Raw genomic sequence first — 19,190 nt, forward strand, 5'->3', positions numbered from 1 at the left:
GGGCCAGCTCGATCGGGCTTGCGATCGCTGCGGCAAGGTCGAGACCCGCGCTGCCCGGCGTCGCGTAGGCGGGCAAGGGGAGATCCGATCCGTGGGGGAGACGCTGGAGACGGATCGCCGGCATCGCACGGCCGTGAACCATCACGACTCATCTCCGAGCTCGATCGCCACGCGTGCTGCGATGCGCTCGGCGACTTGCGCCTTGGTCATGGTCGGCCAGTCCTCCACGCCATTCTCGGAGATCAGGTGGATCGTATTGGCGTCTCCGCCGAACGTTCCGGTTTCCGGTGAAACGTCGTTTGCGAGAATCCAGTCGCAGCCCTTCTTCTTGCGCTTGGCCTGAGCATTGGCGATGACCTTCTCGGTCTCCGCCGCGAATCCGACGACAAGGCGAGGGCGTCGATTGCCCGATTTGCTTAGCGTGGCAAGTATATCCGGATTTTCGACGAGCGAGAGCGACGGGGCCTTGCCGTCCTTCTTGATCTTCTGGGCGACGGCCTCGGCGGGACGCCAGTCGCTCACCGCGGCGGCGCACACCGCCACGTCGGCGGGCATGGCGGCGAGACAGGCCGACAGCATTTCGCGCGCCGACTCGATTCGCACGACCGTCACCCCCGGCGGATCCACCTCGAAGGTCGGCCCGGTCACGAGGGTCGTCGTGGCGCCGAGCCGCGCCAGAGCCGCTGCGATCGCATGACCTTGCTTGCCCGAGGAGCGATTGGCGATATAGCGGACCGGGTCGATCGCCTCATGGGTCGGGCCGCTCGTCACCAGGGCGCGCCGGCCCCGAAGGGGCGAGCGGTCATGGAAATGCGCCTCGATGGCGGCCACGATCTCCAACGGTTCGGCCATGCGGCCCGGGCCGTATTCGCCGCACGCCATGTCGCCTTCATTGGGGCCGACACGACGGACGCCGCGGGCCTCGAGAAGTGCGAGATTGGCTTTCGTCGCAGCATGTTCCCACATGCGCACGTTCATGGCCGGCGCCATCATCACCGCCTTGTCCGTTGCAAGCAGCGTTGTGGTCGCGAGATCGTCCGCAATTCCCGCCGCCATCTTCGCCATGATGTCGGCACTCGCCGGCGCGATCACGAGAAGGTCGGCGGAACGCGAAAGCTCGATGTGCCCCATCTCGCTCTCATCGGTCAGCGAGAAGATGTCCTGATAGACCTTTTCCTCGGTGAGCGACGCGACAGAGAGCGGGGTGACGAACTGGGCGCCCCCGTTCGTCAGGATCGCGCGCACGGCCGCGCCGCGCTCGCGCAGGCGCCGGATCAGCTCGAGACTCTTATACGCGGCGATGCCACCCGCGATGATCAGCAGAACGCGTTTGCCGACCAGCACTGTAATTATCTCCAAAATATACGTGCAAGACCTGTGAATAACCTATCGCTCAATACGCCGAGGCGCAACCTTCCCGTGGCCAATGGAGGCGCACCCGACGGCGCGCCTGGGTAACCGCGAATCAGAGGAGTATCAGCAGGATCAGCGCCAAAAGCAGCACGACGGCCCAGAGTGGGAGGAGCAGCGCCACCTCGCCCCGCTGTGCGGCCGACAGTACCTGTAGCGTTTCCGGATGCAGCATGAGGCCGATATTGGCGAGGCGCGAAATCGCCACTTCGGTCTCGCGGGCGAATTCGGGCAGGCGTTCGACGAGATCGACCAGCTCATACATGCTTTCGCGGATGCGCGCCTCCGGTCCCCGATTCGCGCGCATCCATTCCTCGACGAGCGGACGGGCGAGCGTCCACATATTGATGTCGGGGTTGAGCCTGCGACCGACCCCCTCGGCGAGCAGCATCGACTTCTGGAGAAGGAGGAGCTGAGGTTGGGTCTCCATTTCGAAGGTCTCGGTGATCTGGAAGAGCTGGGCCAGGAGTCGTGCGAGCGAGATTTCGTGGAGCGGCTTGTTCATGATCGGCTCGCCGATCGAGCGGCAAGCCTGCATGAAAGCGTCGACGGATTTTTCGCGGGGGATGTATCCCGCGCGGAAATGCACGTCGGCGACGGCCCGATAGTCGCCCTGAAGAAATCCGACAAGCATCTCCGCGAGATAGATGCGGGTTTTGCGGTCGACCCGCCCCATGATGCCGAAATCGACCATCACGAGGCGGCCGTCGCGATCGACGAAAACGTTTCCCGGATGCATGTCAGCGTGGAAAAATCCGTTGCGGAAAACCTGGACGAAGAACGTCTCGGCCGCCCGCGCCACGATCCGGTCGGGATCGTGGCCGGCGGCAATCAGGTTGTCGCGCTCGTCGATCGGGATTCCTTCGATGCGCTCGAGCGTCATCACACGGCGCGAGGTTCGCAGCCAATCGACCGTCGGAACATGCACGTTCGGATCGTCGGAGAGCGACTCGGCGAATTCCGACGCGGCCGCCGCCTCCATCCGCAAATCCATCTCGATGTGCACCGTCTCGCGAAACGTGGTGACGACGTCGCGCGGCTTGAGGCGGCGCAGGGAGGGCCTCGTTCGTTCGACGAGCCCGGCAAGCCAATCTAAGAGCGCTATATCGCGCTCGAAGGACGCCTCGATCCCGGGACGGAGGACCTTGACCGCGACGGGGTCGCCGGTCGTCGTCTCGGCATAGTGGACCTGTGCGATGGAGGCGGCGGCGATGGGCTTGTCGTCGAAACGCGCAAAAAGGGTCTCGACCGGTTTACCCAATTCCCGCTCGATTGTCGCCCGTACCTCTGCGCTAGCGAAGGGAGGAAGGCGATCCTGGAGCAAGGACAAATCTTCGGCGACCTCCTCGCCGAGCAGATCCGAGCGTACCGAAATCGCTTGGCCGAGCTTGATGAAGCTCGGGCCGAGTTCCTCGAGTGCTGCCGCAAGGCGTTGGCCGGGCCGCAGCACATTGTCCCCGCCACGCCGTTTTTTAGCCAATGCGCGCGCGAGGAATGTCACAATCGGTGCGATTTCCGCAGCCTCGAGCGGGAAAAGCGCGTCATGACGCGCAAGCGTGTGCGCGATAGCGAGAAGCCGGGCGACGTGACGTAAGGGTTCGAGCATCCGGCCCGGCGCTCAAAGCCGCCAAGCGGAATGCATGGCCGCGATCCCGCCCGACAGATTGCGCACGCGCACCTGGCCGAGGCCGGCGCGTTCGATCCGCTCGGCGAGCAAATGCTGGGGCGGAAAGCGGCGAATGCTCTCGACCAGATAACGATAGGCCTCGCGATTGCCGGTCACATTCGCGCCAATCCAGGGAATGACCGAGAAGGAATAGCGGCTGTAAAGATCGTCGAGAAGCGGCACCGTGACGCGGCTGAATTCGAGACACAAAAATCGCCCGCCCGGCTTCAACACGCGCTTGGCTTCGCGCAGGGCCGTTTCGATATCCGTCACGTTCCGAAGCCCGAAGGCGATCGTGTAGGCGTCGGCCGAGTTCGCAGCGACCGGAAGATCCTGTGCATCGCCGACAAGCCAGTCGATTCCAGAGAGCATGCCCCGGTCGAGCGCGCGGTCGCGCCCGATTTGCACCATCCGCTCGTTCGCGTCGCAAACCACGACGCGGCATGTCCGCTTTGTGCGGGCAGCGAGTCGAAAGGCGACATCCCCGGTGCCGCCGGCAACGTCCAGGATCGTTTGTCCCGAACGGGGCGCGAGCCAGTCGACCAATGCATCCTTCCAAAGCCGGTGGACGCCCGCACTCATCAAATCGTTCATCAGGTCGTAGTGGTTGGCCACCGTGTCGAAGACCTCGCGCACGAGATTCTTCTTGGCCCCGGCCGGCACGCGACGAAAGCCGAAATCCGCCTCCTCCCGCACGCGGGCCGAGGGCGAGTCGCGAGGTTCCAGGCCGCTTTTCTCCGACATGTAGCGGACCATAGCGCAGCGCCTATCTATAGGCTAGCTTGCCGCCTATGCCTGAGCTTCCCGAAGTCGAGACGGTTTGCCGAGGGCTGGCAGCCAAGCTGGTCGGCCGCCGCCTCGCGCGGGTCGAAACCCGTCGACCCGATTTGCGCGTTCCCCTGCCCCGAGGATTTGTCAATCGCGTTCAGGGCCTCACGGTCGAGCGCATCGATCGCCGGGCAAAATACATTCTCATGCGACTCGAAGGTGGGCTCGTACTTTTGGTGCATCTCGGCATGTCCGGACGAATGATCATCGCGAACGGCGCGCCACCCGATCGTCACGATCACGTAGTCTTCGTGACCGATGACGGCAGCGAAATCCGCTTCAACGATCATCGTCGTTTCGGGCTCATGCTTCTCACCCGAGAAGGCGAACTCGCAAACCATCCGCTACTTGCCGGGATCGGACCCGAGCCGCTTGGCAACAGCTTCAACGCCGAGGTTCTTGCGGCAGCACTCAAGGGCAAAAAGACGCCGATCAAGGCCGCCCTTCTCGACCAGACCGTCGTCGCCGGTCTCGGCAACATCTATGTCTGCGAAAGCCTCTATTGGGCCGATGTCTCGCCCAAGCGGCTGGCGCGCACTTGTATTGGCGAGCGCGCCGAGCGCCTGGTGCGCGCGATCCGCAAGGTCCTCACGGAGGCGATCGCGGCAGGCGGATCGTCGCTTCGGGATCATGTGCAACCCTCGGGCGAGCTCGGCTATTTCCAGCATAGCTGGGCCGTGTACGGACGCGAGGGCGAGGCCTGTCCGCGCTGTGTTGCAGATGCAGTGCCGTGCAAAATCAAACGAATCGTACAATCGAATCGCTCGACATTTCTCTGTCCACGATTCCAACGTTGAGGTGAAATCGTCTTCCAATGCGGCAGATATCGTTTTTTCGACCCTCGAAATTCGCACGCACCCTCGCGGCGACATTGGGAATAGCGCTCATCCTGACCATGCCCGAGGCGGCATCGCTCCGCGCCGCCGACGCCTTCGTATCGGGCACCGAGGATATTCCACTCATGCCCGGACTCGCCCCGATCGATGACGCGGACGTCATTTTCGACACGCCTCAGGGCCGGATCGTCGAGGCCTACGCGAAAGGCGACATGACGCGAAAATCAGTCCTCGAATTCTATGCGCGCACGTTGCCGCAACTCGGGTGGAGTGCGGCTGGAACGGGTGCTTACCGACGCGAGGGCGAGGTGCTGCGCCTCGAGCTCTACCAGGAGAAGGGGCGACTTACGGTTCGCTTTTATCTTTCGCCGAGTTGACGGCTGTGGACACGGCGCGCACGAGCGCGGTTGCATCGCCAACATAGGGGATAATCGATGGCATACGAGCATATCATCGCGGAGACGCGCGGAACCGTCGGGCTCATCACGCTCAATCGCCCGCAGGCGCTGAATGCACTCTGTTCGCCCCTCATCGTCGAAATGGGTGCAGCCCTCGATGCCTTCGAGGCGGACGAAGGGATCGGCGCCGTCGTCATCACCGGAAGCGATAAAGCATTCGCGGCGGGTGCCGACATCAAGGAGATGCAGCCGCAGGGCTATATGGATGTATATCTCCGCGATTTCATCACAAAAGGTTGGGAGCGTGCGACGACGTGCCGCAAGCCGATCATCGCCGCCGTGGCGGGCTTCGCACTCGGTGGGGGGTGCGAACTCGCCATGATGTGCGACTTCATCCTTGCGGCCGACAACGCGAAGTTCGGCCAACCTGAGATCAAGCTTGGAACGATTCCGGGTGCTGGCGGCACTCAGCGCCTTACACGTTTCGTCGGCAAATCGAAGGCGATGGAAATGGTGCTCACGGGACGCATGATGGACGCCGCGGAAGCCGAGCGTGCAGGGCTTGTAAGCCGCGTGTTGCCGCTTGCCGAACTTCTGCCTGAAGCGATCAAGACTGCGCAGGCGATTGCCAAACTTTCACGACCGTCGGTGCTTATGGCCAAGGAATCGGTCAATCGCGCATACGAGACCACGCTTACGGAGGGCATTCGCTTCGAGCGAAGGCTGTTTCACTCGACCTTCGCCTTGCAAGACCAGAAAGAAGGCATGCGGGCCTTCATCGAAAAGCGGGCACCCGATTTCAAGAACCGTTGAGCGCCCGGTTGGCGCTGAACCCCAGGGCTGAGGCGGGCTTCGCGCGCTTGACGGCGAGGGTCGCCGGAGGCTATAACCCGCGCCTTGTGCCGCCGGATGGGTCGATGGGGTGAGGTCGATGGAAGTTTCGGCGGCGGGCAAGCATGAGCGTTCAACAAGCATACGGTTTCGAACACCGCCCACGCGGGATTGATGTCCCAGGGGTTGGGGAACCGTCGCATCGGGTGAGAAATGGCGCACCATAAATCGGCGAAGAAAAGGATTCGACGGAACGATCGACGGCAAGACATTAATCGCGCGCGCACCAGCCGTCTGCGCACCTTCGTCCGCAAGACCGAAGCGGCAATCGCCAGCGGCGACAAGAGTGCAGCACAGGCCGCCTATCGGGAGATGGAGCCGGAGCTGCACTCTGCGGTCACGAAGGGCGTCATTCATCGCAACACTGTTGCGAGAAGCCTCTCGCGCCTCTCCGCGCGCATCAAGTCGCTGTAAGAATCTTTTCGCCCGGCGGCGCGAAACTGCAATCCTATCGTTGCGGTTTTGTCGTCTCTCGGTCACCGCAGGTTCACGGCGATGTACAGATTTATCCGCACGGCCGTCACGAAAGCGCAAAATTTTTCAATCGTTCCCTTTTCGTCTTATTGCATGGCGACGGCGGCGCGAGTAGATTCGATTTTACGCGGCGGTCATTGCGCAGGCACCCCATTCGCTGACAAATTCCGAGTCGATTCAATAGCTCGAAGAAGAGCTGCGGGTGTCTCGTGCGATAAAAGAAGAAGTCGATCTCAACCGATCCGAGGACACAAAAATGCAGCCGGCCACGGTAACAAAGAGGGCCGGCGTACAATAAAGCGGTAATCAAATTAATTCGGTTGCCGCGGGGGGCAGTCAGTGGTCCAGAATTCGATATTCGGCGCTCTAGCTGCGAATAGCACAAATCCATTTCCGACTTCTCACGGGCCCACGCGAATTGTGGTGGGGGCGAAGGTGCAAAATGTGCGCGAGCTCGCCGGGTCAGGTGTCGGATTGTGCCGGCGAGGGGCCGGTGATGATTCCAGGTAGGGGCGAGTGATGGCGGAAAGCGAATTTCGCGGCGGAGTCGATGCGCAATGGGCGCGGGTTCGTGGACGTCTCAGGGCCGAGTACGGTGAAGCAGCATACAAGAGCTGGTTGAAGCCGCTTACCTTCAAGTCGATGGAGGGGGGGCTCGTCCGTCTTTCAGCGCCGACGCGATTCATGCGCGATTGGGTTGCCAACCACTATGCCGACCGCATCCGCACGTTCTGGACCGGCGAGAATTCCGGCGTCCGTGCCATCGACATCCTCGTTGAATCGACGCGGGACGCCGCGGCCGGGAAGCTCAAGGCCAAGGCCGAGCGGGAGCAAGCACCCGACACTTCCGAACCCGAGCAGGACGGCCGTAGCAATTTCTCGGCGCCCCTCGATCCGCGCTTCACGTTCGAAAATTACGTGGTCGGCAAACCGAACGAGCTCGCGCACGCCGCGGCGCGCCGGGTCGCCGAGTCCTCGACCGTGCCGTTCAATCCCCTCTTCCTCTACAGCGGGGTCGGCCTCGGCAAGACGCATCTGATGCACGCCATCGCGTGGCATATCAAAAAGCGCGATCCCGCGCGCCGCGTCATCTATCTCTCGGCCGAGAAGTTCATGTATCAGTTCATCCGCGCGCTCCGTTTCAAGGACACGGTCGCGTTCAAGGAGCAGTTCCGCTCGGTCGACGTCCTGATGATCGACGATGTCCAGTTCATCAGCGGCAAGGAATCGACCCAGGAGGAATTTTTTCACACCTTCAACGCCCTGGTCGACCAGAACCGCCAGATCGTGATTTCGGCCGATAAATCGCCGTCCGATCTCGAGGGACTTGAGGAGCGCCTGCGCTCCCGCCTCGGCTGGGGCCTCGTCGCCGATATTCATCCAACGAGCTACGAGCTGAGGCTCGGCATCCTCCAGTCCAAGGCGGAAAGCATGGGCGTACAACCCATACCCGCCAAGGTGATGGAATTCCTTGCGCACAAGATCACGTCCAACGTGCGCGAACTCGAAGGTGCGCTCAATCGCATCGTGGCGCACGCGACCCTCATCGGCCGCTCGATCACGCTCGAAACGACGCAGGAAGTGCTCCATGACCTGCTGCGGGCGAATGATCGGCGCGTGACGATCGAGGAGATTCAAAAGCGTGTCGCGGAGCACTTCAATATTCGGATCTCGGACATGCACTCGGCACGCCGTGCGCGCGCGGTGGCGCGCCCGCGCCAGGTCGCCATGTATCTCGCCAAACAATTGACCGCGCGCTCGTTGCCGGAAATCGGGCGCAAATTCGGCGGGCGCGATCACACGACCGTTATGCACGCGGTGCGCAAGGTCGAGGAATTGCGTGCGACCGACTCCGGATTTTCGGACGACGTCGAACTCCTGCGCCGAATGCTCGAGGGTTAACGGTCCGATCCCCGCGGCGCGCTCATCATCGTGGTGCGTGGAATCGATCACCCGGGACATTCAATTCCCGCTTATCGCACATCGTCGGCCGGAATGATGCCGACACGTAAAGAATCGGCCATCTGAAACAGAACGCTGGCGGGTGCGTGCAATTCTACGCGGGCAAGCCGCCGCGCGAACAAGGCGCACAAATTACACGCACCGGTCGTCGGACCGAAGGGCGAATCATCGGCGGAAATTAGTTCGGACTCCAAAAGGTTATGCTATACTACACGACCGTTCAAATAGCGCCATTTCGGTGCTGTCGGATGGGGCAATCGGCGTCGGGCGATTGCCGTGTTTTTTCCCGATTGCTGGCTGGATTTCCCTAGGGTCAATTGCTCGGCTCCGTTCCGCCATGAAGATAACAATCGAACGCGCGGCCCTCTTAAGGTCGCTCGCCCATGTCCAGAGCGTCGTCGAGCGCCGGAACACGATTCCGATCCTCGCAAACGTGCTCCTCGAGGCGAAGACGGGTTCGGTAAGCCTTACGGCGACCGATATGGACCTCGAAATCGTCGATCGCACGGCGGCCGAGATCGGCCAGGATGGGGCCACGACCGTTTCCGCACACACTTTCTACGACATCGTACGCAAGCTGCCGGAGGGTGCGCAGGTGCGGCTTGAGTCGAACAGCGAGCGATCGATGCTGTTCATCAAGTGCGGGCGTTCCCAATTCACGCTCCAGACGCTCCCCGCCGAGGATTTTCCGGTCATGACGGGAGGCGAGCTGCCGACCCAATTCTCGTTGGCTGCAACCGAGCTCAAGACGCTCGTCGATCGCACCGGTTTCGCGATTTCGACGGAGGAGACGCGGTACTATCTGAACGGCATCTATCTCCACGCCGCCGAACAGGGCAAGGTCAAGTTTCTGCGCGCGGCGGCGACCGACGGCCATCGTCTCGCGCGCGTGGAGATGGCGCTGCCTGCTGGGGCCGAGAGCATGCCAGGCGTCATCGTACCGCGGAAGACGGTCCTCGAAGTGCGCAAGCTCATCGACGCGAGCGAGGCGGCGGTGCAGGTCGGCCTTTCCGAGACACGGATCCGTTTCGGCTTGGAAGACATTGTGCTGACGTCAAAGCTCATCGATGGGACATTTCCCGATTACGAGCGAGTAATCCCGACGAACAACGACAAAGTCCTCGAAGTCGCACGCCACGAATTCGCGGATGCGGTCGACCGAGTGTCGACGATTTCGACCGAGAAATCGCGCGCGGTGAAGCTCGCACTCGCGGACGGTGTGCTGACCCTCTCGGCCAGCAGCCCCGACGCCGGCAGCGCCACCGAGGAGATCGAGGTTAAGTACAATTCGGGTGCTCTCGAAATTGGATTCAACTCGCGATATCTCCTCGATATCACCAAACAGATCGAAGGCGATTACGCCCAATTCGCGATGTCCGATGCCGCCTCGCCGACGGTCGTTCAGGACGCCGCGGACAAAAGCGCGCTTTACGTGCTGATGCCGATGCGAGTGTGAAGGACGCAGCGCTCCATTGCGTGACGGGTTCGATGGCAGTGCCGGTTGCCGATGCTGCCTCGGCGAGCGCGCCCGCGGGCCGGCTTGCGGTACGCCGCCTGGCGCTCACCGATTTTCGCGGCTACGCAAGCCTGAGGCTCGAATCGGGGATTCAGCCGGTCGTGCTGACCGGCCCCAACGGTGCTGGCAAGACCAACCTCTTGGAAGCCCTTTCGCTCCTCGCACCCGGCCGCGGGATGCGGCGCGCCCGCCTCGACGAGATCGATCGCAGGGCCGGTGCCAAGAAAACGTGCTGGGCCGTTGCCGCGTCCCTTGCGACGCGGCGCGGCCCGCTCGAGATCGGGACAGGGCGCGATCCCGAGGCAAGTGCCGATTCGCCCCGGCGCGTTGTGCGCATCGACGGTAAGCCGATGCGCGGCCAGGCCGAGCTCGCGCGGCTTCTGAGCATATTGTGGGTGACGCCGGATATGGATCGCCTGTTCCAGGAAGGTACTGGCGGCCGCCGGCGCTTTCTCGATCGGCTGATCTATGGTGCGGATCCCGATCATGCCGGGCGGGTTGCCGCCTACGACCATGCGCTGCGCGAGCGCGCGCGTCTTTTGCGCGACGGCATTCGCGACGAGGCGTGGCTGTCGGCACTCGAAGCGGCCATGGCGGAAAAAGGCGTTGCAATCGCCGCGGCGCGTCGTGCTTTCGTTCGCCGGCTCCAAGAGGCCCTTCATCTTGGCATTGCCCCTTTCCCGCGCGCACGTGTGGCACTTCGGGGTAACGTTGAAAGCTGGCTCGACGAGGCGCCCGCCCTCAAGGTCGAGGATCGGTTCAAGACGCATCTTGCGGCTTCGCGTACACAGGACATCGAGGCGGTCGGCGGACTCGACGGACCGCATCGCACCGATCTCGCCGTCCAGCACGTCGAAAACGGGATGCCGGCCGCGCTTTGTTCGACGGGCGAGCAGAAAGCGCTCCTGATCGCCCTCGTGCTGGCCCACGCGCGGCTCTTGGCACTCGAGCACTCGGCACCCCCGATTCTGCTGCTCGACGAGGTCGCGGCACACCTCGATCACGTGCGACGCACGGCACTTTACGATGAACTACGCGCATTGGGTGCGCAGGCCTGGATGACCGGCACGGATGAAGCGCTCTTCGAAAGCATGGGCGACAATGCGCGATATTTTCGAGTAGCCGGTGGCGAGGTCGCACCGCGTTGAGCGCTGCGACAGCGATGAAAGAAGGCGAGAGGGATGGCTGACAAGGCAACCGATCCAGTAGCACCGCAGGGTGACGAGACCTATGACTCGCACTCGATCAAGATCTTGCGCGGCCTCGATGCGGTGCGCAAGCGCCCGGGCATGTATATCGGGGATACGGACGACGGCTCGGGCCTCCATCACATGGTCTACGAAGTCGTGGACAATGCGATCGACGAATCGCTTGCCGGTTATTGCGATCGCATCGATGTCATTCTGAACGCCGACGGCTCGGTCACCGTGCGCGACAACGGCCGGGGCATTCCGGTCGACATCCACGCCGAGGAAGGCGTCTCGGCGGCCGAAGTCATCATGACGCAGCTCCACGCAGGCGGGAAATTCGATCAGAATTCCTACAAGGTATCGGGCGGCTTGCACGGCGTGGGGGTTTCCGTCGTGAACGCGCTCTCCGAAACGCTCGATTTGCACGTGTGGCGCAACGGGGCCGAGCACTCCATGCGCTTTCGTGACGGCGAGCCCGAGGCACCTTTGGCCATTGTCGGCCCCCATGCCGGCCGCTCCGGTACGGAAATCACGTTCCTCCCGTCACGAAAGGTCTTCACAAAGACCGAATTCGATTTCGCGACCCTCGAGCATCGGCTGCGCGAACTTGCCTTTCTCAATTCAGGCGTGTTTCTCAACCTGACCGACGCACGCGGGCTTCAACCGAAATCGGTGGCCCTCCATTATGAGGGTGGGGTTGAGGCGTTCGTAACCTGGCTCGACCGCTCGAAGACAGCACTCCACCAGGGGCCGATCGTGGTCGGCGGCGAGCGCGAGGGGATCGGCGTCGAGGTAGCTCTCCAATGGAACGACAGCTATCACGAGACGATGCTGTGCTTCACGAACAACATCCCGCAAAAGGACGGCGGGACGCACCTTGCGGGATTCCGTGCGGCCCTTACGCGCACCATCAACAACTACGCGAACGAGCAAGGGATCGCCAAGAAGGAAAAGATCGCCCTGACCGGCGACGACATGCGCGAAGGGCTGACTTGCGTGCTGTCATGCAAAGTGCCCGACCCGAAATTCTCTTCCCAGACCAAGGAGAAGCTCGTCTCCTCGGAGGTCCGCCCCGTCGTCGAGAGCATCATCGCAGACAAGCTCGCCCAATGGTTCGAGGAGCATCCGGCCGACGCAAAGCGCATCGTCGGCAAGGTGGTCGAGGCCGCCGCCGCCCGCGAGGCGGCCCGCAAGGCCCGTGAGCTTACGCGACGCAAGGGAGCGCTCGACATGGCCTCGCTCCCCGGCAAGCTCGCCGATTGCCAGGAACGCGACCCGGCCAAGGCCGAACTCTTCATCGTCGAGGGCGACTCGGCGGGCGGATCCGCCAAACAGGGGCGCGATCGCGCGACCCAGGCGATCCTTCCCCTGCGGGGCAAGATTTTGAACGTGGAACGCGCGCGTTTTGACAAGATGCTGGGCTCGGCCGAGATCGGCACCCTCATCTCGGCACTCGGCACGGGGATCGGGCCCGAGGATTTCAACCCCGAGAAACTTCGCTACCACAAGATCATCATCATGACGGACGCCGACGTTGACGGCAGCCACATCCGCACGCTCTTGCTCACGTTCTTTTATCGCCAGATGCGCGAACTCGTCGACCGCGGCAACCTCTACATTGCACAGCCGCCCCTCTACCGCGCCAAACGCGGCTCGTCCGAGGTCTATTTGAAGGACGATCGCATGCTCGAGGACTACCTCATGAGTGCCGCCCTCGAAGACGCGGTCTTCACCTCCCACGACGCGGTTCAGCATGCGGGTGCGGATTTCCGAGACATCGTGCAGAAGGCGCGCACGGTGAAGGCGCTGCTCCAGCCGCTGATCCGCCATCTGGGAAACGCCGCCGTCGTGGAGCAGGCCGCGATCGCAGGTGCGCTCAATCCCGATATCCTCCAGAATCGCCAGCAGGCGCAGGACGCGGCGAACTATATCGCAGCCCGCCTCGATCGGCTGGCCGCCGAACACGAACGCGGTTGGAAGGCAACACCGCTTCCCGACGGCGGACTCGAATTTGCACGCACGCGTCGCGGCGTCACCGAGCGTCATGTCATCGACGGAACCGTGATCCGCTCGGCCGAGGCACGCCGGGTCGACGCCTTTGCGGGCGAGCTCCAGGCACTCTATGTGAAACGCGGCAAGCTCACTGCGAAGGACAAGGAATTTTCGATCGCCGGTCCGATCGGCCTCGTCGATGCGGTACTCGAGCTCGGAAAGAAAGGTGTGGCCATCCAGCGCTACAAGGGCCTGGGCGAGATGAATCCGGAGCAGCTGTGGCAGACGACCCTCGATCCCCACGCGCGTTCGCTGCTCCAGGTGCGTGTCGAGCATATGGACCAGGCGGAGGAAGTGTTCTCAACGCTCATGGGCGACATCGTCGAACCACGCCGCGACTTCATCCAGCAAAATGCGCTCAAGGTGGCCAACCTGGACGTGTGAATGGCGGGATTGCGGGGTCGTGCGTGCTGGCGGCGCCAGCGCGCGAGGGTGGCGGCATTCGGCACGGAGGGGTGCGATGATCGGGAGCGTCGACAAATCACTCGTATTGGCCCTCGTGGCGGGTGCGGCAATCGGTGCTACGGGTGTCAAGGCGCTCCATGCGCAAGGCGGCATCCCACCGGCCTATGTCGTCGTCGAACAGGACATCGTCGATCGTCAGGCGTTCCAGAAGTTTTCGAAGGCTTATACGGCGGCGGTGGCTCCCTATAACGCGCATTTCCTCGCGGCGAATGGGCGGAAGGCGCCGGTGTTCGGCTCGCCCCCCCTCGGCCAGGTTGCAATCGTCGAATTTCCAAGCATGGCCGAGGCGCAGCGCTTTTACGCCTCCCCCGCCTATGCGGAAATCAAGCCCCTCCGCGACAGTTCGGTTTCCGACAAATCACGGGCGTTCATTATCGAGGGCCGCTCTCCCTGAAATGTGTCAGGTGGCACTCAACCCGACGCCTGCAGCGACGACGGTGCGAGGAGTTGGGCCGAATCGCTATCGAGGAAGAGTGTACATGCGGCGTGCTTGCGTAGGATCGAGGCCGGCGCCATCGGCCCGATGGGGCCTTCGACGCATGTCTTGACCGCTTTGGCCTTCCGCGCCTCCGGCACGGTGCAGACGATCGCGGTCGATTTCACGATTTGCCGCACGGACATCGAAATGGCGACCTTCGGCACGTCGGCGAGCGAGGCGAACCACCCCTCGCCGAATTGCTGGTTGCGGCATTCCTCGTCCAGGATCACGGGAATGTAAGGCAGGTCGGTCTCGAAGTCCGCCGGCGGGTCGTTGAAGGCCAAATGACCGTTCTCCCCGATACCGACGAACGCGACATCGACCTCCGTCGCCCTCAAGAGCGCATTCAGCCGCTCGATTTCCTGCCTGAGATTCGGCGCATCGGTCTCGATGAAGTGCGCCGTCCCGATCGGAACCTTGCCTGTCAGGCGTTCGCGCAAGTAACGGCGAAAGCTCGCGGGGTGATCGGCGGGAAAGCCGATATACTCGTCGAGATGGAACATGGCCGTCCGCGGCCACGCGATTCCCGGCGCCGCGGTGAGATGACGCAGGAAAGCCATTTGGGAAGCACCGGTCGCCGCGATAAATGCAGCGCTTCCCTTGCGGGCGAGTGCCGCACGAAGAATTTGCGCTGCCGCCTCGGCGGCGGCTTTCGCCATTTCGTCGGCATTCTTGTGTACCGAAATCCTCATCGTTGCGATCCTCCCCATAGAGCAATCCGATCGCCATCGACGACACTATGCCTGCCGAAGGCAGCGCGTGCAAATCGCGCATTGTCTTCAGAGTGCGCACGAAATTAACCGCTCGTTAAGCACTCCCCCGTTCAATTCGACTGTTCCTTTATCGCTCCGGTGCGAGGTCGCCTCCATGCATCCTTCGCGCAAGAAATCGACGGACATGCCAATCGCTGCGGCGGGAGCCTGGGCCCTTCACGCCGATCCCGCCGCCCGCTGGAATATCGCTAGCCCTGCCGAGCCTATGCCCGTGCCGTTCGCCCGCACGCTCGAAAGAGCAGGCGAATTGGTGGCCGCCGGGCTGGACCTCTCGAATCGCGCAATCGCATGCGCAAGCCTCATCGGCCGCCGGAGGATTGCAAAGCCGGGCTGAACCGCCCCGCCGTGTGGCCGAACGCGCGTAGTTGTCTCTATTCGATGTAGCGGCGCGGAATCCTCGCACCGACAGCCATGGCGAGATCGCTGACGCGCGCCAACCGATGGCGTGCGACCACGGCCTCGGGCGGAATGGCCTCGCCATCCCGTTCGCCGATCAGTACGACCTCATCGCCTATCGCGGCGTCGGGCAAGCCACTGAGGTCGATGCGCATGTGTTCGAGCGAGGGGCCGCCCAATACGGGGGCTTTCTGTCCGCGCACAAGGACGGCACCCGCGTTGAGGCATAGAGCGCCATCTGCCGAGCCGATGGGGATGACACCCATGCGCACGCCGGCACGGATCGGAAACGGCGCCTCAGCGAGGAATTCACGGCGCTCCAAGGTGCGCACGTGGATGAGCCGGCTCGACAACCTTCGGAAAGCCTGGCGCGTCGCCGGCCACGGCACGTCGCCTTGTTCCTTGAAGGGCCCGAAAAACATCTGTCCCGGATCGACTGCGTTGAATTCGAGCCGCCCGAGGATGGCAAGCAATTTTGAACTCGCGAACATCCGAACGGGGATATCGATCCCGCGACTCTTGACTTCCTGGCACACCGCGGCGAATCGCCCGAGCTGCCAATCGAGGTACTCCGACGACGGTGGCGACGGCACGTTGGGATGCGTATTGACGATCTCGACGCGAAGGTTCCGCATGCGGGAGATCGCCGCGATCGCTTCCGCCGCCATCTCGGCGGGAAAGCCAAGCCGCTCCTGCCCAACATCGACCTTCACGGCGACGCTTAGCACGCGTGTCGCATGGCGCGAAAAGAGTGCCGCCGAATCCAAATCCACGACTGTCGGAACGAGATCGTAGGCCTCGACGGCGTGAACCGTCTGAGCCGACACGACCGATCCCGGATAAACCAGGATCGGTGCTGTGATGCCGGCCTCGCGCAGCCGGATGGCGTCCCCGCCATCGACGACCGCAACGGCATTCGCACCTGCGCCAAGCACCGTGCGCGCCACGGGAATGAGCCCGAAGCCATACGCGTTGCACTTGAGAGCCGCGAAGATCGTGGCCTCCGCCCCGACGAGCTTTCGGATATTGCGCGTGAATTGCGAAACGGCGCCGAGGTCGATCTCGAAAAGGTTCGGTCTCGATTGAGCGAGGGCGACGGCCTCTGTGGGATCAGGCTGCATCGCTCGACTATCGGCGATGGGGAATGAAATGGCAATTGCGGCGACGAAGTGGATGCGCGCGAGTGGTGTATGCGCTTGCATGGATGCGCGCGCGAAGGTGCATGAGGTGCTACGGAAGAGCCGTTGGACGAATCGAATTGTTTCATTGCCAAGCGCACGTTATGCTGGCGGACGATAGCTTCCGATCCGATCGTACGATTCCGTGCTTCGCTACAGGGCGTCCCGAACCATGGGGCGCCGCGTTCGCCTTCATTGGTAAAAACGTGCTCAGGGGGGAAGCCGCAATGACGACATTCAATCGAATTGGTTTGGCCGCGGCGGCGGCATGGGCCGTTGCCGCGACGTTCACTTGCCTCACGCCCAAACTGCATGCCGAGGACGTGACCTTGACGGTGTGGAGCCATGAAGCCGATGAGGACGCGAAGGTCGCCTTCCGCGAACTCGCCGCGCGCAACCTGGAGAAGTCGCACCCGGGGGTACACGTCAAGATCACGTGGTACGAGAAGAATCCCATGCTCGCGGCACTCAAGACAGCCCTTCCCGCGGGCGAGGGCCCCGATGTGTTTTATATCGAGCCGGATTGGACCGAATACGTGACCGCCGGTTATCTCGCCCCGCTCGACAACCTCGTCGACTGGAGCAATATCCAGGATTGGGCGCGCCAGGTATGGGTTCATGACGGCAAGACCTACGGCCTGCCGCAAGAGGCCTATACCAACGAGCTTTATTACAACAAGGACCTCTTGAAAAAGCTTGGCTTCGAGCTGCCGGCGAATGCGCAATTCACCCAGTCGCAGTTCCTCGAGATCGTCAAAAAGGCGAAGGAAGCCGGCATTACGCCGATTGCGCAGGGCGTGGGCGACCGGCCCTATCCCGGCGCTTACATCGTCGGCGAGGCGTTGTTGAGAAAGCTCGGCAAGGACGATTACCGAAAACTCTTCACTGGCAAGTTGTCATTCGACGATCCGCGCGTCGTCGACGTGCTCAAGTGGACGAAGGAACTGGTCGATGCCGGTGCATATCCCAAGAACTTCATGACGCTGAAACTCGGCGAATCCCACTATTACTTCTATAGCAAGCCCCTTGCGTTGATGCTGCCGATGGGAAGCTGGTACACCGGCCGCGCCTTTGTCCCCGAGGACAAGGGCGGCCAGCCCAAGGACTTTCCGATCGGCATCATGCAATTCCCGGCAATGGATGGCGGGGCGTGCAACAATTGCAAGACCTCGGACATCGGCGCCAGCTTCGGAATCAATGCCGCAAGCAAGCATAAGGAACTCGCAGCCGAATTCCTCAACGCGATGTCGACGCCGGAAATGGGCAAACGGTGGATCGAGACGATCTATCTGCAAACTGCCGTGAAGGCCGAGGTGAAGGAGTTCAGCGGTCCCTACGCCGCCTACTTCACGGAACTCATGGCACGCCAGAAAGGGATGGACTATTTCATCGGCGGCCCGCTCGACATGGTGCAGGGGCAATGCAAGGACACCTTCACCCAAGTCTTGAACGCAGGCTTCCCGGGTGGCCTTTTGTCGGTCGATCAGACGGTCAAGATGATGAATTCCGGGTGTTATAAGGGCTAGGGAGGCGGACTCCGCCGGCGGGGGCGGGCGGAATCCCTTTTGACGGACGAAAGGAAGAGACCAATCGCGGGACGGTCCAAAGTGCCCTGTGAGCGGCCTTGTCAATGGGCCGGTGCCTGCAGTCCGCCGGCGCACGCGAGCGGTTTGCGTGAGGGCCGATACAGTTTCGACGCCCGCGGCGTCGTCCTGGCGCATCTGCCGTGACGTTCGCTGCAAGAGTGGCAGGTGTCGACCGGCACCGGCCCGCTCATTCGGAAGTCGATGCGCGCCGCGCCAAACTCGGCACGCTGCTGCTCTTTCTCGCGCCGGCCCTCTTGATCTATGCGGGTTTCACCGTCTATCCCGTGCTGCGCACGTTCTACAACAGCTTGCATGTCATCAAGCCGCACGGTGTCGTGGAGTTCGTCGGATTTGCGAACTTCATCGAGCTGATCACCCGCGACCCGGTCTTCTGGACCGCCGTCCGCAATACGGCCGTCTTCGCCCTCGTCGGAACGACCGCCGACGTATTCGGCGGCCTCCTGTTGGCGCTCTGTCTTTTTGCGGGCGCACCCTTCGCAAAGCTCCTTCGCATCGTGTGGTTCACCCCTGTCCTCATGTCATACGTCGTCGTCGGAATCATATGGGTGTGGATCTACGACTACGATTGGGGCCTCGCCAACGTCGTGCTGCGAAGCATCGGGCTCGGGGCATTCGAGCAGTCGTGGTTGGGCGATCCCTCGACCGCCTTGGGATCGGTCATGGTGACGCACATCTGGAAGTGGCTCGGCTTCAACATGATCATTTTCCTCGCGGCCCTTTACGCGTTGCCGAGCGAAGTGCTGGGTGCTGCGGAGCTCGACAACTGCGGCTGGTTCGCCAAGCTCGTCCACATCATCATCCCGATGCTGCGTCCGACCATCGTTAATCTTTTGGTCTTGTCCTTCATCGGCAAGATGATGCTCTTCGATCTCGTCTGGATCATGACTGGCGGCGGACCCCTATGGTCTACCGAGACGGTCTCGACTTACGTCTATAAGCGCGCCTTCGACTGGAACACGTTCGATCTCGGCTATCCCTGCGCGATCGCGGTGCTCTGGTTCGTCATCATCATGGTCTTCGTGGTCGCGATGACACGGATCTTCCGTCAGCGCGACAAGCTTGAGTATTGA

General features: G+C 62.4%; 16 protein-coding genes. 11 read left to right on the plus strand and 5 right to left on the minus strand.

Going from position 1 to position 19,190, the window contains the following annotated elements; all coding sequences use genetic code 11:
- Positions 1-141: 141 nt before the first annotated feature.
- From coaBC to ubiE, 3 genes are all read right to left on the minus strand, one after another.
- On the minus strand, positions 142-1,344 hold the full coding sequence (gene coaBC / locus VEJ16_16340) for a bifunctional phosphopantothenoylcysteine decarboxylase/phosphopantothenate--cysteine ligase CoaBC (protein HYB11232.1): 1,203 nt from the start codon (positions 1,342-1,344) through the stop codon (positions 142-144).
- Positions 1,345-1,465: 121 nt separating this feature from the next.
- Positions 1,466-3,016 (minus strand): 2-polyprenylphenol 6-hydroxylase, encoded by a 1,551-nt coding sequence (gene ubiB / locus VEJ16_16345; protein HYB11233.1) that lies wholly within the window; start codon positions 3,014-3,016, stop codon positions 1,466-1,468.
- A gap of 12 nt (positions 3,017-3,028) precedes the next feature.
- Positions 3,029-3,820: a bifunctional demethylmenaquinone methyltransferase/2-methoxy-6-polyprenyl-1,4-benzoquinol methylase UbiE gene (ubiE, locus tag VEJ16_16350; protein HYB11234.1), complete on the minus strand. Its 792-nt coding sequence runs from the start codon at positions 3,818-3,820 to the stop codon at positions 3,029-3,031.
- Positions 3,821-3,867: 47 nt separating this feature from the next.
- On the opposite strand from ubiE, the gene mutM reads away from it, so the two are divergent.
- The 9 genes from mutM (at position 3,868) to VEJ16_16395 (ending at position 14,082) form a co-directional block, all read left to right on the plus strand.
- Positions 3,868-4,701 carry a bifunctional DNA-formamidopyrimidine glycosylase/DNA-(apurinic or apyrimidinic site) lyase gene (mutM, locus tag VEJ16_16355; protein ID HYB11235.1) on the plus strand — a complete coding sequence of 278 codons (834 nt, stop codon included), beginning with the start codon at positions 3,868-3,870 and terminating at the stop codon, positions 4,699-4,701.
- Between the two features lie 17 nt (positions 4,702-4,718).
- Positions 4,719-5,117, plus strand: a complete 399-nt coding sequence (locus tag VEJ16_16360) for a hypothetical protein (protein ID HYB11236.1) — start codon at positions 4,719-4,721, stop codon at positions 5,115-5,117.
- Between the two features lie 57 nt (positions 5,118-5,174).
- Positions 5,175-5,951 carry an enoyl-CoA hydratase gene (locus tag VEJ16_16365; GenBank protein HYB11237.1) on the plus strand — a complete coding sequence of 259 codons (777 nt, stop codon included), beginning with the start codon at positions 5,175-5,177 and terminating at the stop codon, positions 5,949-5,951.
- A 231-nt stretch (positions 5,952-6,182) separates the two neighbouring features.
- Positions 6,183-6,443: a 30S ribosomal protein S20 gene (gene rpsT, locus VEJ16_16370; protein HYB11238.1), complete on the plus strand. Its 261-nt coding sequence runs from the start codon at positions 6,183-6,185 to the stop codon at positions 6,441-6,443.
- A 579-nt stretch (positions 6,444-7,022) separates the two neighbouring features.
- On the plus strand, positions 7,023-8,405 hold the full coding sequence (gene dnaA, locus VEJ16_16375) for a chromosomal replication initiator protein DnaA (protein HYB11239.1): 1,383 nt from the start codon (positions 7,023-7,025) through the stop codon (positions 8,403-8,405).
- 397 nt (positions 8,406-8,802) lie between these two features.
- Positions 8,803-9,921: a DNA polymerase III subunit beta gene (gene dnaN, locus VEJ16_16380; protein ID HYB11240.1), complete on the plus strand. Its 1,119-nt coding sequence runs from the start codon at positions 8,803-8,805 to the stop codon at positions 9,919-9,921.
- Positions 9,918-11,129 carry a DNA replication/repair protein RecF gene (gene recF / locus VEJ16_16385; GenBank protein HYB11241.1) on the plus strand — a complete coding sequence of 404 codons (1,212 nt, stop codon included), beginning with the start codon at positions 9,918-9,920 and terminating at the stop codon, positions 11,127-11,129. The genes dnaN and recF overlap by 4 nt, the downstream gene beginning before the upstream one ends.
- 33 nt (positions 11,130-11,162) lie before the next feature.
- Positions 11,163-13,607, plus strand: a complete 2,445-nt coding sequence (gene gyrB, locus VEJ16_16390; GenBank protein ID HYB11242.1) for a DNA topoisomerase (ATP-hydrolyzing) subunit B — start codon at positions 11,163-11,165, stop codon at positions 13,605-13,607.
- 76 nt (positions 13,608-13,683) lie between these two features.
- Complete coding sequence (locus VEJ16_16395; protein HYB11243.1) at positions 13,684-14,082, plus strand: DUF1330 domain-containing protein; 399 nt, start codon at positions 13,684-13,686, stop codon at positions 14,080-14,082.
- Positions 14,083-14,099: 17 nt separating this feature from the next.
- Here VEJ16_16395 and VEJ16_16400 read toward each other — a convergent pair whose 3' ends face one another.
- Positions 14,100-14,858: a glucosamine-6-phosphate deaminase gene (locus tag VEJ16_16400; GenBank protein HYB11244.1), complete on the minus strand. Its 759-nt coding sequence runs from the start codon at positions 14,856-14,858 to the stop codon at positions 14,100-14,102.
- 452 nt (positions 14,859-15,310) lie between these two features.
- Complete coding sequence (gene alr / locus VEJ16_16405; protein HYB11245.1) at positions 15,311-16,456, minus strand: alanine racemase; 1,146 nt, start codon at positions 16,454-16,456, stop codon at positions 15,311-15,313.
- A gap of 284 nt (positions 16,457-16,740) precedes the next feature.
- On the opposite strand from alr, the gene VEJ16_16410 reads away from it, so the two are divergent.
- The gene (locus VEJ16_16410) at positions 16,741-18,039 is read left to right on the plus strand and encodes an extracellular solute-binding protein (GenBank protein ID HYB11246.1); all 1,299 of its coding nucleotides are present in this window, start codon (positions 16,741-16,743) and stop codon (positions 18,037-18,039) included.
- A gap of 200 nt (positions 18,040-18,239) precedes the next feature.
- Positions 18,240-19,190 carry a sugar ABC transporter permease gene (locus tag VEJ16_16415; protein ID HYB11247.1) on the plus strand — a complete coding sequence of 317 codons (951 nt, stop codon included), beginning with the start codon at positions 18,240-18,242 and terminating at the stop codon, positions 19,188-19,190.

This window comes from Alphaproteobacteria bacterium (assembly GCA_035625915.1).
Lineage (GTDB): Bacteria > Pseudomonadota > Alphaproteobacteria > JACZXZ01 > JACZXZ01 > DATDHA01.